This is a genomic window from Glaciihabitans arcticus (assembly GCF_004310685.1).
Taxonomy (GTDB): Bacteria; Actinomycetota; Actinomycetes; order Actinomycetales; family Microbacteriaceae; genus Conyzicola; species Conyzicola arctica.
The window spans coordinates 632493-655447 of sequence record NZ_SISG01000001.1 but is presented as its reverse complement, the minus strand read 5'-3'; the positions used below and the strand labels follow the sequence as shown (position 1 = coordinate 655447).

Annotated in this window: 15 protein-coding genes; 7 read left to right on the top strand and 8 right to left on the bottom strand. The window is 66.8% G+C overall.

Annotated features, from left to right (window positions below; all coding sequences use genetic code 11):
• Positions 1–111 precede the first annotated feature (111 nt).
• A complete protein-coding gene (locus EYE40_RS02965; RefSeq protein ID WP_130980553.1) occupies positions 112–711 on the top strand; it encodes a DedA family protein in 600 nt (199 codons plus the stop codon).
• Here EYE40_RS02965 and EYE40_RS02960 read toward each other — a convergent pair.
• Both EYE40_RS02960 and EYE40_RS02955 read right to left on the bottom strand, forming a co-directional pair.
• Entirely contained in the window at positions 689–2014 is a 1326-nt protein-coding gene (locus EYE40_RS02960; RefSeq protein ID WP_130980552.1) for a UDP-glucose dehydrogenase family protein, read from the bottom strand. The genes EYE40_RS02965 and EYE40_RS02960 overlap by 23 nt on opposite strands.
• A 63-nt stretch (positions 2015–2077) precedes the next feature.
• Positions 2078–3352 carry a S8 family peptidase gene (locus tag EYE40_RS02955; protein ID WP_161972338.1) on the bottom strand — a complete coding sequence of 425 codons (1275 nt, stop codon included), beginning with the start codon at positions 3350–3352 and terminating at the stop codon, positions 2078–2080.
• 149 nt (positions 3353–3501) lie between these two features.
• Between EYE40_RS02955 and EYE40_RS02950 the strand changes: the two genes are divergently transcribed.
• Entirely contained in the window at positions 3502–4194 is a 693-nt protein-coding gene (locus EYE40_RS02950) for an ABC transporter ATP-binding protein (RefSeq protein ID WP_130980550.1), read from the top strand.
• On the top strand, positions 4191–5507 hold the full coding sequence (locus tag EYE40_RS02945) for an FtsX-like permease family protein (protein WP_130980549.1): 1317 nt from the start codon (positions 4191–4193) through the stop codon (positions 5505–5507). The genes EYE40_RS02950 and EYE40_RS02945 overlap by 4 nt, the downstream gene beginning before the upstream one ends.
• 171 nt (positions 5508–5678) lie before the next feature.
• On the opposite strand, the gene EYE40_RS02940 is transcribed toward EYE40_RS02945, so the two are convergent.
• Together EYE40_RS02940 and EYE40_RS02935 are read right to left on the bottom strand one after the other, a co-directional pair.
• Entirely contained in the window at positions 5679–6296 is a 618-nt protein-coding gene (locus EYE40_RS02940; protein WP_130980548.1) for an FMN reductase, read from the bottom strand.
• A complete protein-coding gene (locus EYE40_RS02935) occupies positions 6293–7405 on the bottom strand; it encodes an LLM class flavin-dependent oxidoreductase (protein ID WP_130980547.1) in 1113 nt (370 codons plus the stop codon). The genes EYE40_RS02940 and EYE40_RS02935 overlap by 4 nt, the downstream gene beginning before the upstream one ends.
• A gap of 213 nt (positions 7406–7618) precedes the next feature.
• Between EYE40_RS02935 and EYE40_RS02930 the strand changes: the two genes are divergently transcribed.
• Positions 7619–13366, top strand: a complete 5748-nt coding sequence (locus EYE40_RS02930; protein WP_130980546.1) for a family 78 glycoside hydrolase catalytic domain — start codon at positions 7619–7621, stop codon at positions 13364–13366.
• 48 nt (positions 13367–13414) lie between these two features.
• Here EYE40_RS02930 and EYE40_RS02925 read toward each other — a convergent pair whose 3' ends face one another.
• From EYE40_RS02925 to EYE40_RS02910, 4 genes are all read right to left on the bottom strand, one after another.
• Entirely contained in the window at positions 13415–15178 is a 1764-nt protein-coding gene (locus EYE40_RS02925; protein ID WP_130980545.1) for an adenylyl cyclase, read from the bottom strand.
• Between the two features lie 177 nt (positions 15179–15355).
• Positions 15356–15754 carry a hypothetical protein gene (locus tag EYE40_RS02920; RefSeq protein ID WP_130980544.1) on the bottom strand — a complete coding sequence of 133 codons (399 nt, stop codon included), beginning with the start codon at positions 15752–15754 and terminating at the stop codon, positions 15356–15358.
• A gap of 23 nt (positions 15755–15777) precedes the next feature.
• Entirely contained in the window at positions 15778–17661 is a 1884-nt protein-coding gene (locus EYE40_RS02915; protein WP_130980543.1) for a CASTOR/POLLUX-related putative ion channel, read from the bottom strand.
• 127 nt (positions 17662–17788) lie between these two features.
• Positions 17789–19180: a cation:dicarboxylate symporter family transporter gene (locus EYE40_RS02910; protein ID WP_130980542.1), complete on the bottom strand. Its 1392-nt coding sequence runs from the start codon at positions 19178–19180 to the stop codon at positions 17789–17791.
• A gap of 112 nt (positions 19181–19292) precedes the next feature.
• Between EYE40_RS02910 and EYE40_RS02905 the strand changes: the two genes are divergently transcribed.
• The 3 genes from EYE40_RS02905 (at position 19293) to EYE40_RS02895 (ending at position 22926) form a co-directional block, all read left to right on the top strand.
• Positions 19293–20873, top strand: a complete 1581-nt coding sequence (locus EYE40_RS02905; protein WP_161972337.1) for a sensor histidine kinase — start codon at positions 19293–19295, stop codon at positions 20871–20873.
• Positions 20870–21544: a response regulator gene (locus EYE40_RS02900; protein WP_130980540.1), complete on the top strand. Its 675-nt coding sequence runs from the start codon at positions 20870–20872 to the stop codon at positions 21542–21544. The genes EYE40_RS02905 and EYE40_RS02900 overlap by 4 nt, the downstream gene beginning before the upstream one ends.
• Before the next feature lie 68 nt (positions 21545–21612).
• Complete coding sequence (locus EYE40_RS02895) at positions 21613–22926, top strand: YhjD/YihY/BrkB family envelope integrity protein (RefSeq protein ID WP_204742208.1); 1314 nt, start codon at positions 21613–21615, stop codon at positions 22924–22926.
• Positions 22927–22955 lie beyond the last annotated feature (29 nt).

The window sequence follows — 22955 nt, the reverse complement described above, 5'->3', positions numbered from 1 at the left end:
GTGACACCCGACTCGTCATTTAGCCCGCCATCGCCGCGCAAGGCGAGAAGGGTTCACCCAATCGTCGCCGGACGTTCGAAGTCGTTCACCTTAGAGGTCTACAACTGAGTCATGGTCGGCTTGGACATTACCGTGATCGCCGAATCGCCCTGGCTGCTGCCCGTGCTGTTCCTGCTCGTTGTGGGCGACGCCTTCCTCGTGGTGCTGCCGAGCGAGACGGCCGTCGTCGCGCTCGGGGCGATCGCCGGATCGACCGGCTCGCCGAATCTGGCCGCTCTCGTGGGAGTCGCCGGGCTCGGGGCGATCATCGGTGACTCTCTGTGCTTCGCGATCGGTCGTTCGGTCGGCTTCGACCGCTGGCGGTGGCAGCGGGAAGGGCGACTCGCGCGGCAACTGGCTCGTGTGCGAGGCACTGTGCTCGCGCGGCCCGCAGTGCTGATCTTCACGGCACGGTACATCCCGTTCGCCCGCATCGCCGTCAACCTCACGGCCGGGGCGACGGGCCTCGCCTACTCGCGGTTCCTGCCGCTCTCCGCGGCGGCCGGGCTCGGCTGGGCGCTCTACAACAGCGTCGTCGGACTGTTCTTCGGCAGCTGGCTGCGCGACCAGCCCGTGCTCGCGGTTGTGCTGTCGGTGATCGTGGCGATGGGGCTGGGATTCCTCATCGATTGGGTGCTGCGGCGTCGGGCTAACGAACCGCCTGCGGACTGAGCTTCGCCGGCACCGCGTGACCGAGCGCGAGCACCCGCCAGCCGGCCCGCTGCCAGGCCACCGAATCGAGGCAGTTGCGGCCGTCGATGACGGTGCGATTCATCACGAGGGATGCCGCGAGCTCGGGGTCGAGGCCGGTGAACGCCTCCCATTCCGTGAGCACCAGCACGAGCTCGGCACCGCGCAGTGCGTCGGGCACATCCGCGTGGTAGTCCAGCCCCGGGGTGGAACGGCGTGCGGTTTCGAGCGCCTGTGGATCGGTGGCGTGCACCACCGCGCCGAGCTCCACGAGTCGTCGCGCGACGTCGAGGGCGGGCGAGTCGCGCACGTCGTCGGAGTTCGGCTTGAAGGCGAGGCCGAGGATCGTAATCCTCTTGCCGACGACACTGCCGCCGAGCTCGTCGACAGCGAGGTCGATCACGCGCTGGCGGCGGCGCAGGTTGATGGATTCAACCTCGCGCAGGAAGCCGAGGTCGACGCCCAGCTCCTCGCCACGCGAGACGAAGCCGCGGATGTCCTTCGGTAGGCAGCCCCCGCCGAAGCCGAGACCGGAGTTGAGGAACTTGCGGCCGATGCGCGGATCCTGGCCGAGCGCGTCGGCGAGCTGGTCGATGTTCGCGCCGGAGGCCTCGGCGACCTCGGCCATGGCGTTGATGAACGAGATCTTGGTGGCGAGGAACGCGTTCGCCGCGACCTTCACGAGCTCAGCCGTGGCGAAGTCGGTGACCATGCGCGGCGTGCCCGACTCGAGGATCTGCTCGTAGACGCGGTCGAGCAGCGCAACTGCCTCGTTGTCACCCTCGCGCACGCCGTAGACCATACGATCCGGCGAAAGGGTGTCGACGACAGCGCGGCCCTCACGCAGGAACTCGGGGTTCCACGCGAGGCGGGCGCCGGCGGACTCCACCACCTCGGCGATGCGGGCGGCGACCCCGACCGGCACCGTGGACTTGCCGACAACGAGATCGCCGGGGCTGAGCAAGGGAACGAGCTGGGCGACGGCGGTGAACAGGAAACCGAGGTCGGCCGCGCCGCTCTCGGTCTGCGGGGTACCGATCGCCAGGAAGTGTAGGCGGGCGCGCTTCACGTCATCCATCACCGTAGAGAAGCTGAGGCGACCGGTCGCGAGTCCCTCGGTCAGCAACTCCGGCAGGCCCGGTTCGTAGAAGGGCACAAGACCGTGGGCCAGTGACTGCACCCGGGCCTCATCGACATCGACCCCGATCACCGTGTGACCGAGACTGACCATTGCAGCGGCGTGAACCGCTCCGAGATAACCGCAACCAATCACCGATATGCGCATGCTTCGACGCTAGGAGCGGCGGGTTAACACCGGCCCTCGATTGGAGGTCGCGCGGGTGAAGCTCTACGACTTCTTCCTGCGACGCACGACCAGCACGACGATGAGCGCAATCACGCCGGCCCCGACCACGAGGCCGCCCAGTCCGAGCAGGAGCGGAAGGACCAAAGTCACCAACAAGTTGGGGACCTCGACCGGCTGCTGGTCGTCCCACGGATCGGTCTGGGGTTCGGGAGGGTCGGCGATCTCCTCCGCGGTCGGCGAATCTCCCTCGCCAACGGTGACCAACGGATTCACGTCGTCGTACACCGTTGGATCCACGCTGAAGATGTGTGTGGCCGAGGCCACGCCGTAACCGTAGGCGAACTCCGGATCGTAGTTGAGGGGGTGATCCTCAACGCCCGTGTTGCGGATGAGGCTCTGCAGGAGCTGATTGCCCGTCGCGTCGGGATACTTCTGCGCGGCCAAGGCAACGAAGCCCGCGACCATGGGCGTGGCGATGGACGTACCGGTGGCCAACTTCTGAGTCTCCCAGCTGCCGTCACCCTGCCACAGAATGTTGACGCCGGGGCCAGCTACATCGACGCTCGAGTCGACGTGATCGCCCTGGATGCGCCCGGCGGAATCCAGGGATTGCACGCCGACCACGCCATTGGAATAGCTGGGGAATCCGCCGAGGTCCTGATCGGCCAGTATGTCGTTGCTGACGGAAGCGATGACGACGATTCCCTCGTGAAGCGCCGTGGCCAGTGCCAGATCCGATTCAACGGAGGCGTTGATCGACGCCGACATCGAGATGATGTCCGCACCAGCATCAATCGCGGCGTAGACGCCGTCGGCAAACGTGGTGTTGGTGTCCTTCGGATCTTTCGGGTTGCAGGTAACGGAGATACTCGCGGAGCCTGCCTCGCCCGCTTCGCCGAGGAGCGTGAAGAGAATCCGCGCGTCCGGGACAATCCCCTTCACTCCCGCCTGGTCGCCATAACCCTGCCCCGAGCCAACAAGGTAGGAGAGGACGTTTGTGGCATGCTCTGCAGGCGTATCTGAGGATTCCGGCGCGATGAGGTTCCCGGCGTCGTTGTAGCACCCCGATGGGCGCACCTCGATGTCTGCCTCATTGAGCGTCGGCACGTCGAGGTTGATCTGGGTGTCGAAGACGGCGATCGTCACACCCTCGCCCGTGAGGTCGGCATCGTGCGCCTCCTGGATATGAAAAGCGTCGAAATACCAACTGCCGTCGGTTGCAGGATCGGCCGACGCAGGCGCCACACTTCCGAATGCGAGAGATACGGCAACCAGTCCGCTGATCGCTGTCGCCGTGCGTGAAATTGCCTTGCCCATGCTCGACCCCATTCGTGCCCCGTGCGACGAACCTCGCCGAGGTTCGACAGTAACAAGAACTCAGCTTCGCTGGTGGTCATCCGCACGACGGACGGGGAGACACCCTGCGACCGACGCGCTCGCTTGCGCCAGCGGCTTGGCTGGAAGTCATGACAACAGCGATTCTCGAGGCCTCGGGCCTCACCAAGACCTTCGGCGCGACACGCGCCCTCGATGGCGTGCGGCTCAGGGTGGCCGCCGGCGAATCCGTGGCCATCATGGGCGCCTCGGGCTCCGGCAAGACGACCCTCCTGCACGTGCTCGCCGGCATCACGGCGCCCGACAGCGGCCGGGTGATCTTCACGCCTCCCACCGGCGTGGTGGATGTCACGGCCCTCGGCGAGCGCGACCGCTCTCGCCTCCGGCGCGAGCAGTTCGGGTTCGTCTTCCAGTCGGGACTGCTGATTCCCGAACTCACCGCCATCGAGAACGTCGCCCTTGCGCTCATGCTCAACGGCACCAGCCGCGGGGAGGCGGAGCACCAGGCCTCAGGCTGGCTCACCGCCCTCGGTCTCGCCGGTCTCGAGCAGCGCCGCATCGGCCAGCTTTCCGGCGGCCAGGCGCAGCGGGTCGCGATCGCCCGCGCGCAGGTCACCGGCGCCTCCGTCATCTTCGCTGACGAGCCGACCGGCGCCCTCGATTCGCATACGTCGACCGAGGTGATGGACGCGCTGCTCGGCTCCACCGTCGGCCAGGGACACACGCTCATCGTCGTGACCCACAACGACGAGGTCGCCGCCCGCTGCTCGCGCATCATCGACATGCGCGACGGTCTCGTCGTCGGCGAGCGGGTGCCCGCATGATCCTCCGCATCTCGTGGCTGCTCGCCCGCCCGGGCCGCGCCGGCGTCGCGACTCTCGCCCTGCCGGTCATCGCTTTCGCGACGGTCACCGCCCTGCTCCTCGTCGTCATCGGCGGCGCGCAGAAGTTCTGGGGCTGGTCGGACGACGACGGCTTCATCTACCAGTTCCTCGCCGTCATCGCCCTCGTGCTGCTGGTCGTGCCGCTCTCCTCCCTCGGCGGTGCGGCGGCCCGGCTGTCCGCCCGGCGACGGGATGACCGGCTCGCCACCCTGCGTCTGCTCGGTGCCACCCCGGCAACGGTCACCGCGATCACCGTGCTGGAGTCCACCGTGCTCGCCGTCCTCGGCGCGCTCGGCGGGGTACTGCTGTACCTCGCCGCTGTGCCACTCGTCGGGCTCATCCACTTCCGCGGCGAGCCCCTCGGCGCGGGTTCCGTGCTGCTCCCCCCGCTGCTGGTGCTCGCGGTCGTCGCCGGCGTCGCCCTGCTGGCCACCGTGAGCGCGGTGCTTGCCCTGCGTCGTGTGCTCATCTCCCCGCTCGGCGTGCGAATGCGGGATGACGCCCCCAAGGAACACTGGATCCGCGCCGTCATCGCCGTGGTCGTCATCGCCGCGACCTACGGGGTCATGGGAGTCATCGGCGCGGGATTCCCGCTCGCGGTCATGCTGACCGTCATTGCCGTCGGCTTCGGGGGCACCCTCGCCGTGCTCGGCCTCGTCGGGCCGTGGGTGGTGCGGATCATGGGGCGCGTACAGTTACGACGCGCGAAGACACCGGCGCGGCTGATCGCGGCGCGCGGCATCCTCGAATCACCGAAGGAAGCGTGGCGCCAGGTCAGCGGCGTCGCGATGACGAGCTTTATGGCGGTCTTCGCGGGGACGGGCGTCGGAGTGATGACGGCCCTGTCCGGCGGGGCGACCGAGGACCTCGAGCTGCTCTACGACATCCAGACGGGTGTACTCATCACCGTCATCGGCTCATTCCTGATGGTGGCCTGCTCGGTGGGCGTGAATCAGGCGGCCAGCATCCTCGACCGCCGCGACATCTACGAGAGCCTGTCCAAGCTCGGGATGCCCGTGGAGACCATGGAAGGCGCCCGCCGCCGTACGGTGATGGCGCCGCTGCTGCTCACCTCGCTCGGATCCGCCGGCGTTTCGGCGATCGTGCTGTTCCCGTTGGCCGGTGCCGCGCTCATCTTCGCGCCCAGCTCGGTGCTCGTGATCCTGGGCGTGCTGGCCGCGGGCATCGCGCTGGTCTGGCTCGGGCTGTTCGCCACCCGGCCAGTGCTCACGCGGGCCGCCCGGCTCGCCTGACGCGCGTGCGAGGCAGGTAAAGACGTTCCAGTTGCGGGAAATCGACCTTGCGTGGCGCGAGAAGGTCGATAGTCCGCAACTCGAGCGCGGGACATCCCGAACCTGGTCATAAAACAGCGAAAAGTGCTCCATAGCGAGAGTTATGGAGCACTTTTTGCGGTCTGGGGAGAGCTACTGCGCGCCGTACCCGCCCACCGGGCTGAAGCCCTCGGGTAGGGCGAACGGGTCGCGCACCTGCTGCGAGCGGTCGCTCACTGCGACCAGTGCGGCCAGCTCACCGGCTGCACGGTCGATGCGGGTCGCGAGTCCACCCTCGCTGCTGCCCCAGTCGGACGACGCCGCGTAGACGGACGTCGGCACGACAACCGAGTGCAGGTAGGTGAACAGCGGGCGCATCGCGTAGTCGAGAGCCAGCGAGTGACGCTCGGTGCCGCCGGTCGCACCGATCAGCACGGGCATTCCGGTGAGCGCCTGCGGATCGAGGATGTCGATGAACGACTTGAACAGCCCGCTGTAGCTCGTGGTGAAGATCGGCGTCACGGCGATCAGGCCGTCCGAGGTCGTGAGCGACTCGATAGCCGCCTCGAGGCGAGGGCTCGCGAACCCGGTGATGAGGTTGTTGGTCACGTCCGAGGCGACATCGCGCAGCTCGACCACGTCGACCTGCACCTCGATGCCGTCATCGGCGAGGCGACGGGTCGTGGCATCCGCAAGTCGATCCGCGAGCAGGCGGGTGGATGACGGCTGACTCAGCCCGGCCGACACGACGGTGATACGCCGTGCGGTCACAGTTGCACCGCCTTCGCCTTGACGTCCGCTGCTTTGACCATGGATGCCGCAACCAGCGACTCGTGAGTCGGGGCTTCCGGCACGTGGGCGGGACGATTTACCGCGAGCTCCTTGCGAAGCACCGGCACCACCTGCTCACCCAGGATGTCGAGCTGCTCGAGCACGGTCTTCAGCGGCAGGCCGGCGTGATCCATGAGGAACAGCTGGCGCTGGTAGTCGCCGTAGTGGTCGCGCATCGCCGCGTACTTGTCGATGACCTGCTGCGGGCTGCCCACCGTGAGCGGGGTCTGCTCGCTGAAGTCCTCCATCGAGGGGCCGTGGCCGTAGACGGGCGCGTTGTCGAAGTACGGGCGGAACTGCTTGACGGCATCCTGCGACTTCGTGGCCATAAACGCCTGGCCGCCGAGGCCGACGATCGCCTGGTCGGCGGATCCGTGACCGTAGTGCTCGAAGCGTTGGCGGTAGTAGCCGACGAGGCGCATATAGTGCTCCTTCGGCCAGAAGATGTTGTTCGCGAAGAAGCCGTCGCCGTAGTACGCGGCCTGTTCGGCGATTTCGGGGCTTCTAATCGAACCGTGCCACACGAACGGAGCCACGCCATCGAGGGGGCGCGGCGTGGACTGGAAGCCCTGCAGCGGGGTGCGGAACTGGCCGGACCAGTCAACGAAGTCCTCGGTCCAGAGGCGGTGCAGGAGGGCGTAGTTCTCGATCGCGAGCGGGATTCCCTCGCGGATGTCCTTACCGAACCACGGGTAGACGGGGCCGGTGTTGCCGCGACCCATCATCAGGTCGACGCGGCCATCGGCCACGTGCTGCAGCATCGCGTAGTCCTCCGCGATCTTCACCGGGTCGTTCGTGGTGATGAGCGTGGTGCTGGTCGAGAGCTGCAGGGTCGTGGTCTTCGCGGCGATGTACCCGAGCATGGTCGTGGGGCTCGAGGGCACAAAGGGCGGATTGTGGTGCTCACCGAGCGCGAAGACGTCGAGGCCGACCTCTTCCGCCTTGAGCGCGATGGTGAGGATGTTCTTGATGCGCTCGTACTCGGTGGGAGTCGAGCCGTTGGTCGGGTCGGTAGTGACGTCTCCGACCGTGAAGATTCCGAACTGCATGGTGTCCTTCTTCTATTCGATGCGTTTGCATGGATATCCTACATAACAAACGTCGCCGCGAAACATTCCCGCAATTGCTTGCGCGTCGAGTGACGAATGCTCCATACTCCGTAGTGCAGCACGATGAATCGATTCATCTGGGCCATTCGAATCTTCCACCCATCGCGCTGACGCTCCGCCGGCCCCAATCAATGACGATTGGAACCCTGCTCCATGCTCGCAGCACTGACCGCTCCCCTGCGCCTCGCACTCCTCTTCTTCCTCATTGCAGCGCTCGTCGCATCCTCTCTCCTCGTGCCGAGCCAGGCGCTCGCTGCGGCCCCACCGATCAGCGTCACGGGACTGCGCGCGAACGATCTCGTCAACCCGCTCGGCATCACCGGGCAGGCGCCGAGCCTGAGCTGGCGCAGCGAGTCAACGGGTCGCGCGGTCACCCAGAAGTCCTACGAGATCCGCGCGGCCTCGAGTGTCGCAAACCTCGAGTCGAATCCGGTCTGGGATTCCGGCACCGTCGCGAGCGACACCCAGCTCAACGTCGCATACAAGGGGCCGGCTCTCGAGAGCAGCACCCGCTACTTCTGGCAGGTGCGCGTCACTGACAACCGCGACAACATATCCGCGTGGTCCGACGCCGCGTGGTTCGAGACGGCCTTCCTCTCCAACGCCGAATGGCAGGGATCCTGGATCGCAGGCAACGACCCCGTGCCGTGGACCGACTACACCGTCACCGCCGACTTCACTCTCAAGCCGTCGAGCGCCTTCGGCCTGTACCTGCGTGCGGCCAACACCAACAACGGCTACATGTGGCAGCTTAACGACGAGATTGCCGGGCACCCACGACTGCGCCCGCATGTCAAGGTCAACGGCAACTGGTCGACCCTGCCCGAGGTGGACCTCACTACGAAGGGCCTCGCCGCCGACGTGCTCAAGAATCGCGGCACCGTCGAGTTCGCGCTCTCCGGATCCACGATCGTCACAAAGGTCAACGGCACAATGGTCAGCTCCATCACCAACACCCAGTTCGCCAGCGGCTACTTCGGCCCGCGCACCGACGTCTCCACCGCAGAGATGGTGACATTCCACTCCCTCAAAGTGACGAGCGCCGCCGGAGTGCTCTACCAGTCCGACTTCGCCTCGGGCCACAACCCGTTCGGTGCGGGCACGATCACCGGCAATACCCTCGTCGTCAAGGACCAGGTCAACGCGCTCTACACGCCGGCCACCAGCCTGCCCATCCTGCGCAAGGACTTCACGACCACCCCGGGAAAGACCGTCACGAGCGCACGCATCTACGCCTCGGCCCGCGGCAACTACGAACTGGCGCTCAACGGCGAGAAGGTCGGCAACCAGGAACTCGCACCGGGCTGGACCGACTTCACCAAGCGCTTCCAGTACCAGACCTACGACGTGACGAGCCAGATACAGGAGGGCGCGAACACCGTCGGCGCATTCCTCGCCGACGGCTGGTACTCCGGCTACGTCGCCTGGTACGGCGCCGACAAGTACGGCAACCAGAACTCGCTGCTCGCCCAGCTCGTTGTCACCTACAGCGACGGCAGCACCCAGACGGTTGCCTCCGACTCGAGCTGGCGCACTTCTGCCGGGCCGGTCGTCAGCGGCGACCTGCTGATGGGCGAGACCTACGATGCCCGCCTCGAGCAGGACGGCTGGAGTGAACCCGGCTTCGACGCCGCCTCGTGGCAGCCCGTCGCAGTGGCCACAAGCACCTCGACCCCGATGCTGCACGCGCAGACCGACGAGCCGATCCGCATCACCGAGGAGCGCCCGGCGCTCAGCGTGTCGGAAGTGCCCACCGGTCGCTTCATCTACGACATCGGGCAGAACCTGTCAGGCGTTCCCGAGGTGACGCTGACCGGAGTCGCCGGCCAGAAGGTCACGCTCCGCCACGCCGAGGTACTGAACAAGGACGGCTCGATCTACGTCGCCAACCTGCGCTCGGCAAAAGCCACCGACGAGTACACGTTCGCCGAGACCGGCACCGTGACCTGGCGCCCGCGGTTCACGAGCCATGGCTTCCGCTACATCGAGATCTCAGGGGTGACGACACCGCCCGCGATCACCGACGTCACGGCCCTGGTCTTCCACTCCGACATCACGCCCACAAGCACCTTCGAGACCTCCGACCCGATGCTGAACCAGTTGCACAGCAACATCGTCTGGGGACAGCGCGGCAATTTCGTGTCCGTGCCGACAGATACACCGGCCCGGGATGAACGGCTCGGCTATTCCGGTGACCTCAACGCCTTCGCCGGCACGGCCACCTTCAACTTCGATTCGCTCGCCTTCATCAAGAAGTGGATGAAGGACATGCGCGACACCCAGACCGCCGACGGCGAGTACCCGGAGTCCGCTCCCCGCGGTCCCGACATGGGCTGCTGCAACGGCGGCTCGGCCTGGTCGGATGGCGGCATCACGATCCCGTGGATGGCCTTCTCGCGCTATGGCGATACCGGGATCATCACTGACAACTGGGAGTCGATGGAGAAGTACTTCGGCTACCTCGACACCAACTTCCCGACCCGCGTGCGCGCCGACGGCCCCTACGGCGACTGGCTGGACCTGAACGATCCCACGCCTGCCGAGGTCATCGGCACCGCTTACTACGCCTATGACGCGCGGCTGATGAGCGAGATGGCCGCCGCGGTCGGCAAGAGCGCCGAGGCCGCGGAATACGCGGCTCTCGCCGAACAGGTGACTGACGTCTTCGTCGACAAGTTCGTCGCCGCCGACGGAACCATCACCGGCAACAGCCAGACCGCCTATGCCCTCGCGCTCGGCATGGACCTGGTTCCCAACGCCCTGCGCAAGGCCACCGGCGACAAGCTTGTCGCCAAACTCGCGACGCGCAACTACCACCTGTCGACCGGCTTCGTCGGCACCCCGTGGCTGATGCCCGCACTCAGCGGAACCGGCAACTGGGACGTCGCCTACCGCCTGCTGGGCAACAAGACGATCCCGTCCTGGGGTTACGAGGTCGAGATGGGCGCCACCACCATGTGGGAGCGCTGGGATTCGATCGACGCGAACGGCAACTTCGGTGACGCCGCGATGAACTCGTTCAACCACTACGCGTTCGGTGCCGTCGGCGACTGGATGTACCAGCACATCGGTGGCATCCAGGTGGGTGACGCGGGGTACGAGTCCTTCACCATCGCACCGCAGCCCGGCGGCGGCATCACTTTCGCCGATACGTCCTACGACTCGGTGTACGGCACGATCGGCTCCGACTGGAAGATCGTCAAGGGTTCGCTCTCCCTCGACGTGGCGGTTCCGACGAACACGACGGCCACAGTGCGCATCCCCGCCTCGAGCGACTGGGCGGTGAGCGAGGGCGGAAAGTCCCTCGGCGACGCCGAGGGTGTCACCGTCGTGTCGACCGACAACGGCGAGGTCGTCGTCGAGGTCGGATCCGGTTCCTACGCGTTCACCGTCTCCGCCGCCGGCGCTGCGCTCGGTGACCTGATCGACGAGGTCGACGCCCTGCGCACGACCGTGTCGACACTCCCGATCACCGCAGCACAGAAGCAGCACCTCGACGCAACACTCGAGGACGTACGGTCGGACGCGGTCGACGCGGCCGGGGACCTGTTCTCCGACAGGCCCGCCGCCATCGCGAACGTGCTGCACGCGATCGCCGAAGTGCGATCCGAGGTCGCCTGGTTGGCGGACTCCGGCATCACGGGGGCCGCACGCGCGACCCTCGACGAGAATCTCGCTGCGCTCGAGAGCGGGTTCGCCGCAGTCGCCGTCACCCTGTCGGGGCTCTCCGCAGAGGTCACCGCCACGACCGGCGCGCTGCTGCCGGGCGCGAGCGCGTCAATCGGCCTCGCGCTCCGTAATGAGGGTTCATCCACCCTGGGCGCCGTGACCGCAACGCTGGACGTGCCCGCCGCGTGGCAGGCTGCGCCCGGCGGAGCTGTCAGTCTCGGAGGGCTTGCGGCAGGGGCATCCAGCACCACCGCATTCGCGGTCACCATTCCGGCTCCACAGCTGCCGGGTAGTGCGACCCTGCCGGTCGCCGTGTCCTACGACCTCGACGGTGTGCGCCTCACGACCATCGTGAACGCCGCACTGGACGTGCGATCGGGAGTCGAGGTGACGGCCGCCACGGCCAGCCCCACCGCGATCTCCCCCGACTCGCGCACCTCGGTCGAGGTGACGGTGCACAACAGCGGCACCCTGCCCACAACCGGTCGGGTCACGCTCGACACGCCCGCCGGCTGGCTCGCACCCGTGCCCTCCGCGGTTCTGACCATCGAACCGGGCACCTCCGCCACGGCGACCGTGCACGCATTCGTGCCGCTCACGCTGAGCGAGGAGACGGTGAAGCTCGATGCCGTCTTCACCCGCTCCGACACGACGCTCGCGAAGCGCGGGGTGTCCTTCACGGCGACCACCGCGATCCCGACGACCGAGTTCATCGATCACGTCGACCTCGGCAACCTGGATTCTGAGTCCGAGCACGGGCTCACCGCGTCCGGACGGTCGGGTGCCGGTAGCGAGGGCGGAAAGACGCGTCGATACTCGGGCAGCGAGTCGCCCTCGCACTTCGAGTTCACGATCGCCGCCCCGATCGGCAAGCCGTTCCTGCTCTCGGCGATCGAGACCTTCGACGGACCGCGCACCAAGGAGTACACGATCATCGTGAACGGCGTGACCGTGCAGGATCGTTTGTTCACGCGCGTGCCGACCTCGGTGGGCACGAGCAGCTACCAGGTGCTCGTCGACGACCCGGCGGCGTTCAGCACCACGGGCACCGTACGGGTTCGCTTCCTGCACAACAGCTCGAACTACGACCCGTCGATTGCGGATGTCTGGACTCTCGCAGTACCGGCCGACACCGTGAAGCCGACTCTCGATGCCACGGTCACGGCCGCCGGTCCCGAGGGCACCGAGAGCTGGAACAGGGGCGCCACCACCGTGACCCTGTCCGCGGCGGACAACCGTCCGGGCGCCGTGTTCACCGAGTACTCGCTTGACGCGGGAGCGTGGACCACCTACTCCGCGCCCGTCGTCGTCTCGGATGAGGGCAACCATACGGTCGCCTACCGGGCCACCGACGTGGCGGGCAACGTGACAGCGGCGTCTTCGGCCTTCGGCATCGACGCCACCGCACCGGTCTCAACGGCGACGATCGTCACGACCCCCGCCGACGTCGCCGCCGAACGCGCTCGCATCACCATCAACGCGACGGATGCCGCCTCGGGTGTCGCCCTCACCGAGTACTCGGTGGACGGCGCGGCGTTCGTGACGCTCCCCTCCGCCAACCGCACCATCACCGTGACTGGTGGAGGCGGCCACGTGCTGCGCTTCCGCTCGACGGACGCCGCGGGCAACGTCGAGGAAACGAAGCAGACACCGTTCGCCGTCGCCACCTCGACGACCCGGCCGTGGACGAACGACGTTGTCGTCGCCCCTGCGATCTCGGGAACCGCGACGGTCGGCAAGGTGCTCACGGCAACCCGCGGCACCTGGACGCTGCCCGCGCTCACCACGACCTATACGTGGAAGCGCAACGGCACGGTGATCGCCGGCGCGCCCAATGCCGCGACCTACACGGTGCAGGCTGCCGACTTCGGCGCCTCGATCTCCGTGCTCGTGTTCGTCAAGAACGGTGCGAGCTCGAACGGTTCGGCGATGAGCGGCTCGGTCGACGTCGTGCGCGGTGGAGTCATCACGGCGACCAAGGCTCCCGCGATCAGCGGGACCGTGAAGGTCGGCAGGGTGCTGACCGCAAGCAAGGGAACCTGGCCGCAGGCGGTCGCGTCGACGAGCTACCAGTGGCTGCGCAACGGCATCCCGATCAGTAAGGCGACGAAGGCGACGTACAAGGTCGTCGCTGCGGATCGCACCCGCACGCTCACGGTGCGCGTCACCGTGAGCCCGAGCTACTACGCCCCCTCGGTCGCCGTCTCGGCGGGCAAGAAGGTACCGAGGTAGTAGACGAGTCGAGTGAAGCCGGGATGGCCGGCTTCACTCGACCGTCACCTAGTTGAACGACACCACGTAGCTCGGGGTGCCGGTGTTGTCGTTGCTCACCGGGGCTCCCGTGTCATTCACGACGTGGTCGATGGTGCCCGCACCGAGGTTCACGGTGAGCAGGCTGTGCAGCTTCACGCCCGGCCGCACCGGCACCTCGAAGCCCCTCGTCGCGTGGATCGTCGGGTCGACGTTCGTGTAGATGTACGCCCCGCCTCCCCACAGCTCGTGCTTCTTGACGCGGTCGTTCACCTTATAGGCGGCCCAGCCGAGGGTCGAGCCGTGCTTCCACGCCGCCTGGTTCGGAGCGTCGTAGGGCAGCTCGTTCTGGTAGAAGATGACCCGCCCCTTCTCGCCGTTCCAGACAGTGTTGTACTGGTGGAAGTGCTCGACGAACAGTCCGGTCGCCGTCACGTTGTCACCGTTCACGACCACACCGTTCTTCGTGGTGTTGACCGTCCAGCCCCAGCCCTCGCCGTGGTCGGCGCGCCAGACCCACAGGTGGTCGAGCAGCACGTTGTTCGAGTTCACCTCGAGCGAGACGTCTGCGCGGCCCACGTGCGGCCCGCCGATACGGAAGAACACGTCGCTCAGCGTGACCGGGTTCTTCGCGGAACTACGGTCGCGACCGTGCTTCGAGCCGACCTGCAGCAGCACCTTCGAGTTGCGGGCTCCGGCGTCGATCGTGATCCCCGCGAGAATCGCGCCCTGCACGTTGCCGACCCGCAGGGCCGTTGTTCCGTTCTGGGCCGTGAGCGTCGCGAAGCCCATCCCGAGCACAACGGCATCGGAACGGTTCACATCGATCGAGTCGCGCACGTCGTACACGCCCGGCGTCAGCAGCAGGTGCTTGCCGCGGGCGAGCTCGCGGTTGATCGAACGAACCGAGTCGCTCGGAGACGCGACGAAGAACTTCTTCAGGGCGATGGATCGGCCGGCCTGTGTGCCGTCCTCCCAGGTGGTGCCCGCCGTGTTGGTCTCGGCCTTGGGAACGAAGACCTGCCACGTGCCCTTGCCGTCTATATAGAGGAACGGCTTTTCGCGAGTCAGCGGTGTCGTCGCCAGGGTCGTGTACGGAGGGTCGGGGAAGGTCTGCGCGGGCGCACCGTCCACACCCGAGAAGACCTGGTTCCAGACGGCGTTCGACCAGGTGCCGATGCTCGAGTTGCGCACGAGATACTGCTGCTGCGAGCCGTTGGTCACGGTGCTCGTCACGGAGTCGGCGATGAAGCCGCCGCTCGCGAACTGCGGACCGGCGGTGCAATAGTCCATCAGGGTGAGGTTGCCCGCCACCTTGACGCGTCGCATCGGTGCGGCCTGCGACGCCGCCCAGAAGTTGCCGGTCGAGCGGCAGCCCTCACCGCCCATGACATTGATCTGCAGGTTTGAGACCGAGCGCCAGAAATTGGTCAGCGCGATGCAGTTGTCGGGCGTCAGGCAACGGTTGTAGACGTCGACGTGGCCGTTGATCTGTACGTCGCTCGGCAGCAGGCCGAGACCCGCGACCTCGGTGTAGTAGCCGACCTCCAGCATGAGCGGCTCTTCAGCCGTGCCATAGGTGCCCGGTGTGAAGAGCAGCGAGTGGCGCTGCTCCCCCATCTCATTGTCGACCTGCTCGTCGCGGATCGCATCCGCCTGCGACTGGATCTCCGCCGTCGTCATCGACGGGTCGAAGATCGTCACGTTGGGGCCGAAATCCGGCTGTGCGGGTAGCGCCGCACTCGCGGCGCTCACCCCGGTGAGACTGAGGGCGAGCACCGTGATGCCCACCATCCCAAAACGTAATCTGTCCACGCTGACCTACTCTCTCGAGCCGGCAGCGTGACACACGCTCGGACAACGCTGACCGGGTGTTAAGTGAATGCGTGGAGCCTATACGGGGGTAGAACCGTGCGTCCAGCTATTGCTTACCCAGTTGTAAGCGATTATGGCGGTCTGTGCTTCGATCAATCAGCGGGTCAGGCCCAGAAGCAGCTCCACCCGCAGGCCGCCACGGCCCTTCACGATCTCGGCGGGGATGCGCGTGGACTTTCCCGCGGCCTCGAGCCGGTTGAGGGCCTCGAGCACGATGGGCTCCATCCCGCGCGGCGCGAAGCCGACGATCGACGACATCCTCGATTCGCTGAAGAAACGTACGGCAAGCGGCGCGTCGGTGCGCTCCTCGTCGAGAGTGCGTTTTGTGATGAACGCCTCGTAGTGGTTTCCGGATGCCTCGACGCGCGTGATCTCGTCCTGGAACTCGTCACTGCCCGCAAGCGTCATCCGCACCCGCTTGTTCTTGGGCACGAGGTCGTAGAGGTAGTTGTTGTATGAACCGCTGCCCGCGTTGCCCGCTCCGAAGAATCCCACGGTGCGAGCCTAGCGAGTGCCGCCTAGTCCTCGGCGAGAACGATGATCTTGTCGCCCGGAAGGAAGGAGAGCCTGCGCGCCTTGCGCGGGTTCACCGTGACGCCGTAGTCGGCATCTCCGTTGCGGCTGTCGGCGGCCAGGCGGTAGCCGATCGCCGTCTCGCCACGACGCCTCGCCGCTTCGAGCACGGTGTAGAAGTCGACCTCGGTGCCGGGAACGACGTACAAGTCCGCCGCGCGCAGGTAGATCTCGCTGCCGACGCTCGAGAACAGCGTGGCGAAGACCTCGGCGAGCGACTTGTCCTCGGAGAGCTGCGACAGCATCAGGCTGATGAGCTTGTCGCTGACGATGAAGTCGTCGGCGCGGGTGACCTCGGCGAGCTCGCGGTTGCGGTCGTCGATCATCTCGCTCACGATGTTGAGGTCCAGGTCGGACTCGTCGGCGATGTCGCGCAGGTGCAGCAGCGTGATGAGCGTCTTGGCGTCCGCGCGCTGGGCCTTCATCGTGTCCTTGTAGGCGAGCACGATGATGTGCGCGAAATCGACGACCGGGATGGCGGCGAGTGTCGCGCGGCTGGTCGCATCGGCGCGGATGAACTCCACGCTGAGGTTCTCGAACTCGGCGAACTGCGGCTTCTCGACGTCGGCGACGACGAGCGCCTTCGAGCCGGGTGCGACGTACTCGGCGAGCTCGCGCAGCATGGTGTGCAGGCCGCTGTTGTAGCCCAGGATGAGCGTCTGCTCGGCCGCCGGCTTCGGGTCCTTCTTTGTGCTCACGTGCTGCGGGTCGACGATGCCCTCGCCGGCCAGTCGGATGAGGCTGTCATCCTCGGCGATCACGATGAGGCGCGAGCCCTCCTCCACCATGGTGTCGGGCGCCGGGTTGATGAGCACGCCGTCCGGGGTCGAGATGCCGATGACCGTGGATTCGGCGAATGCCAGCTGGGTCTCGAAGTAGGTCTTGCCGACGAGGGTGGGCTGGTCGGTGAAATAGATCTCGTCGCCGTCGAAGTCGAGCAGCTCGGTGTAGACGACGCTGAGACCGCTCTGGCGGCTGGTCTGCACGGTAATACGGCTGATCAGGTCGCCCGCGAGCACCCAGTCGGCCTCGTGACGACCGACGAGGTTGGCCGCCTCGAGGTTGGCGGGATCCTGGATCTCGCCGACGATGTGGTACTCGCCGTCCTTGCGGCTGGAGTTGTTGGTGATCGCGAGGGCGGTCTTGATGACGACCGAGTCGGGATCCTCTTCACCCTCGGGGGCGAGCAGGATGATGCTGCGCGCGGTGTTCGGATTGGCGAGCGCGAGGTCGGTGAGATCCATCGGATCTCCGCTGCGCACGATGATGCGCGTCTTGCCGGTCTTGCCGAGCTTCGCGCGGATCTCGTCCTCCATCTCGACCTTGTCGCGGTCGGCGAGCACAACGATGACCGAGCGGCCGCGCGACTCGTTCGCGATGCAGACCTCACTGAGGATCGGGAAGACCTTGTTGCTCCAGCCGAGAACCAGCGTGTGGTCCTTTTCGAGAACCTTCGAGCGGCCCTTGCGCAGTTCCTCGACCTTGGAATCGAAGGCGCTCGAGATGATACCGATGAGGCTTGCCACGATGATGACTCCACCGACGGTGACCACGAGCATCGGCCAGCGGAAGGCCCAGCCCTCGTCGCCGCCCATGGTGCCCGAGTCGAGGGTGCGCATCAGGTTGCCCCAGATGATCTCGCCGAAGTCGGGCTTGTCAGCGCCGTCCTCCATGGGCGGGAAGAGCTGGAAGACCACGACGATGGCCGCGACGACGGCGATGAACGCGAGGCTGGCGAGGGCCAGGAGACCCATGATCGCTACCGTGCCCTTCGACATCACGTTGTCGAACCAATAGCGGAATCTCTCGGTAAAGCCGGGCTTGTTCATGCGTCCTTTTTCTTCGGGTAACGCCCGAGTTTACTGTGCACGCTCTGCAAGAATCGCGCCCCCGTTCGGGTAGCGACGGCAGCACGAAGTGCCCCGGAGCTCGGCTCCGGGGCACTTCGGTTTCTCGCTACTTACGGCGCTTTCCCGCAGGGGTGATGCCGACGATGGCGTTCAGCTGTTCCGTATTCGGCCGCGGGTCTACGACCGGTGCTGCCGCATGCTCGTCGAGGTTGCCGGTGGCGAACTGCGCCTCGTCGAAGCGGTCCTCGCCGGCAAGGGTGCGGCGCACCTGCTCGCGGTCGATCTGCTTCGTCCAGGTGCCGATCAGCAGGGTGCCGACCGCGTTGCCGGTGAAGTTGGTGACGGCGCGCGCCTCCGACATAAACCGGTCGATGCCGACGATCACGCCGACGCCGTCGACGAGGTCGGGGCGGTAGGTCTGCAGTCCACCCGCGAGGGTTGCGAGACCTGCACCGGTGACCCCGGCAGCACCCTTCGACGCGATGATCATGAATACCAGCAGGCCGATTTGCTCAGGGATGGACATCGGTGCGCCCATCGCCGTCGCGATGAACAGCGAGGCCATCGTGAGGTAGATGGCGGTGCCGTCGAGGTTGAACGAGTATCCGGTGGGAACCGTAATCCCGACCACTGATTTCGAGACGCCGACGTGCTCCATCTTGGCGATGAGTCGCGGCAGGGCGGCCTCGGACGAGGAGGTTCCCACGATCAGCAGGTACTCGCGACCGAGGTACTTCATCAGGCTGAAGATGTTCACGCCGGTGACGATCTTGAGCAGGCCGCCGAGGATCACGATGATGAACACGGCACAGGTGATATAGAAGCCGATCATCAGGGTCGCCAGGCTCACGAGCGCACCGGGGCCGGTCTTGCCGACCACCGCGGCGATCGCTCCGAACGCACCGACGGGTGCGAGCCAGAGCACCATCGCGAGGATGCGGAAGACCACGGTCTGCAGGCTCTTGATCGCGTTCAGCACGGGGGTGCCCTTCTCCCCCATTTTCTGCAGTGCGAAGCCGACCAGAAGGGCGACGAACAGCACCTGGAGGATGCTGCCCGAGGTGAAGGACGAGAACAGCGTGGTCGGGATGATGCCGAGCACGAAGTCCGTGGTGGACACCGCCTCGCCCTCGACCTTGTACTCGGCGCCGCCGATGTCGAGGCCCTCACCCGGGTGGATGATGTTGCCGACGACGAGGCCGATGCCGAGCGCGAAGGTCGACATCACCAGGAAGTAACCGAGCGCGAGACCGCCGACCCGTCCGACGGTGGCCGCCTTCGCCACCGAGCCGACGCCGATGACGATGGTGCAGAAGATGACCGGCGCGATCATCATCTTGATGAGGTTGACGAAGCCCTTGCCGACCGGTTCGAGCGATTCGCCGATGGCGGGCCAGAGGGTACCGACGAGTGCGCCGGCCGCGACCGCGAGGATCACCGCGATGTACAGCCAGTGGTTGCGGTCGAGATTCCTGATTGCTCCGAGCATCTTTGCCATAAGAGGTCCTGCCTTCCGCCGCCACAGCCCTGTGGTCGACATCCATGTGGTGAACTGCAGCCAGCTTCGACCCGTGGCCGCCGCCAGAGAACTTGTGGTCATACTGTTCTCTATGGGTCAGCGTCGGTTCAGTGTCGCCTCGCGTATCTTCGCGGGCCAGGTCGTCGCCGCCCTTTTGCTGAGCGGCGTGATGACGCTCCTGCTCTGGCTCGACACCCGAGCAGATGTTGATCGGGATGCCGCGAGGCTCAGCCTCAGCATCTCCACGACGCTTGCCCTCGACCCGTTTGTCATCGCGGCGGTGCAGCAACCGGATCCGACGCGCACCCTGCAGCCCTACGCCGTGGCGGTCATGGATAACGCGCACGTCGACTTCATCACCATCATGGACACCGACTGCACGCGGTACACCCACCGCAACGCCTCGGAGATCGGCAAGAAGTTCATCGGCTCGACGGCCGCCGCGCTGCGCGGGGAGTCCCTCACCGAGACCTTCACCGGCACGCTCGGCCCGTCCGTGCGCGCGGTCGTTCCCGTTGAACAGGACGGCGAGGTGATCGCGATGGTGTCCACCGGTGTTACGGTGACGAGCGTCGCAGCGACCCTGGTGCCGCGGCTGCCCTTCGTATTCGGCGCGGCCGCCATTCTCGTGGTGCTCGGTAGCATCGTGGCCCTGCTCGTGCGCCGCTACCTGCGCCGGATGACCGGCTCTCTGCAACCGGCCGAGCTCTCGCGCATGGTCGACTACTACGAGGCCGTGCTGCATACGGCCCGCGAGGGCATCGTGCTCGTCGACAACCGGCGTCGGGTCGTGTTCTACAACGACGAGGCGGCCGACCTGCTCGGGCTGCCGCCGGCGACCCGGGACGCGGTCGCCATGTCCGTCGAGGACCTCGACCTTCCCGACTCGATCGCTGCACTGCTCACCTCGGGCGAGCGCGCGGTCGAGGAACTGCACCGCGCGGAGCAGCGCACGGTCGTCGTGAACCAGGAGCCGGCCGTGCCGGCGGAGACGGCATCCCGTCGCGACGCGGTGGGAACCGTGATGACCGTGCGCGACCGCACGGAGGTGCAGCGACTGAGCGGAGAACTCGAGTCGGTGCGCACCCTCACCGCCGCGCTGCACGCCCAGACGCACGAGCACGCCAATCGCCTGCACACCGTGCTGTCCCTACTCGAGCTCGACCGTGGGCAGGACGCCATCGACTTCCTCGCCGAGGAGTCCCGCTCGAGCCAGCACCTCGCCGACAGCGTCATCGGGGCCGTCGGTGAACCCGCACTCGCGGCACTTCTGCTCGGCAAGAGCGGGCAGGCATCCGAGCGGGGCGTCGACCTGCAGCTCGACATCGCCGACGGCTTCGAGGCACCCACGCTCACGTCGGTCGAGCTGGTCTCGGTGCTCGGCAACCTCATCGACAATGCCCTGGATGCCGCAGCCGCCGGCACCCAGCCTGCGTGGGTCAGCGTGCGCCTGTCGGGCGCCGAGCTGCGCGTGTCCGACAGTGGGCGCGGGGTCGAGCCGGGCGACGCATCCCGGATCTTCACGCACGGCTTCAGCACCAAGTCGGCGGGCGATCGCGGCTTCGGCCTCGCTGTTGTGCGCGAGATCGTCGACCACAGCGGCGGCAGCATCGACCTCGCGCCGCAGTTGCCGACGACGTTCGTGGTGCGGCTGCCCGAGGTGCCCGCGTGATCCGCGTGCTCGTCGTCGACGACGAGGATCTCACCGCCGCAGCGCACGCCGAGTACGTGCGCCGGATCCCCGGGTTCGACGTCGCGGGCATCGCCTCGACGGCGGCGGCCGCGATTGCCGCGCTGGCCGATGCGACGATCGACCTGGTGCTGCTCGACATGAACCTGCCGGACGGTCACGGAATCGAGGTGGCACGTCGGCTGCGGGCATCCGGAAACCGCGTCGACATCATCGCGATCACGGCCGTTCGGGAGATCGAGGTGGTGCGCGGCGCCCTCTCGCTCGGCATCGTGCAGTACCTGGTGAAGCCGTTCGGGTTCGCGACCTTCAGCGAAAAGCTCGCCGGGTATGCGAACTGGCGCTCGCAGCTCGACGCGTCGACCCACTCGACCACGCAGTCGCAGATCGACGCGATGCTCGCGACGCTCAGCACTCCCACCCTCGTCTCGCTGCCCAAGGGTCTCGCTGCGGCCACCCTCGCAGCGGTCTCCGCATTCGTGCGGTCAGCGGATGCCGCGGTCTCGGCGGTCGAGGTCGCCGAAGCCCTGCGGCTCTCGCGGGTCACGGCTCGCCGCTACCTCGAGCACCTCGCCGACACCGGGGTCGTGACGCGGGGGTCGCGCTACGGCACACCGGGCCGACCGGAACTCGAGTACAACTGGTCGCGCTGACCTGTACGTTGCCCCAGCGTCGCCCGTGTGGGTCGCGTCAGTGCGCACGGTGTCCGTAGCGTGTTGGGATGGCTGAAGAAACCGGACAGCGCGCAAGCACCCGAGCGAAGACCGCACCCGATCCCGAGGACCCGCGCAAGCCGGACTCGCTGACCGAGATCGAGAAGCCGTCGTGGAAGTACGTCGGCCTCAAGACTCTGCGCGAGTTCACCGCCGACCAGTGCACCGACCTCGCGGCAGCCCTCACCTACTACGGGGTGCTCGCCGTGTTCCCCGCCCTGCTCGCCTTCGTGTCGCTGCTCGGCCTGTTTGGCGACCCGCAGCAGACCACGGACGCGCTGCTCGACCTGGTCGGCGGGCTCGTTCCAGCGGACACCCTCGAAGCCGTGCGCGAGCCGATCGAGAGCATCGCCTCGGCGCCCGCGGCCGGACTCGGACTCTTCGTGGGTATCGCGGGTGCGCTGTGGTCGGCGAGCGGCTATGTCGGAGCCTTTGCCCGCGCGATGAACCGCATCTACGCGATCCAGGAGGGTCGCCCGGTGTGGAAGCTGCGCCCGATCACCCTCGGCGTCACCGTGGTCGCGATCCTGTTCGCCGTGATCGCGGCCGTGCTGCTCGTGGTTAGCGGTCCGATCGCTGAAAACGTCGCGGCGACGATCGGGGTGGGCGGGGCCGGGCTCCTCGTCTGGAACATCGTCAAGTGGCCGATCCTCGCGGTGCTCGCGGCGCTCGTCGTCGCACTCCTCTATTACGCGACCCCGAACGTGCAGCAGCCGAAGTTCCGCTGGATGAGCCTCGGCGCCCTGGTGGCCCTGCTCGTCTGGGTGATCGCCTCTGCGGGCTTCGCGTTCTACGCCGCCAACTTCTCCAGCTACGACGAGACGTACGGCTCGATCGGCGGTGTCATCGTCTTCCTGCTCTGGATCTGGATCTCCAACCTCGCCCTGCTGTTCGGTGCCGAGCTCGACGCCGAACTCGAACGGGGTCGCGAGCTGCAGGCGGGCATTGCGGCCGAGGAGCACATCCAGCTGCCGCCTCGTGACACCAAGGTGAGCGACAAGGCGGCGAAGCAGCACCGCAAGGACGTGGCGGCCGGTCGCGCGCTGCGCGGACAGGTCGACCCGGTCGGCGTCTCGCAGGAGATCGCCGACGAGGAGAAGAAGAACGCCGCGGCGGAGAAGAAGGCTGCCGCTGCCGAGAAGAAAGCCAAGTCGCGCGGCACGCGCGAGGAGCAGGAGGCCGCGCTCAAGAGGGCGGGGCTCGCGCTGCACGCGACATCCCTCGCCCAGACGAAGGGCATTCTCGATTCGGCGAAGCTGGCTCGCCGCGCTGACCGCAAGGCGCTGAAGCTGCAGAAGAAGCGCGCCCGCAAGAACAAGTAGCGCTGTCAGGGGCCGGTGCGAGCATGGTG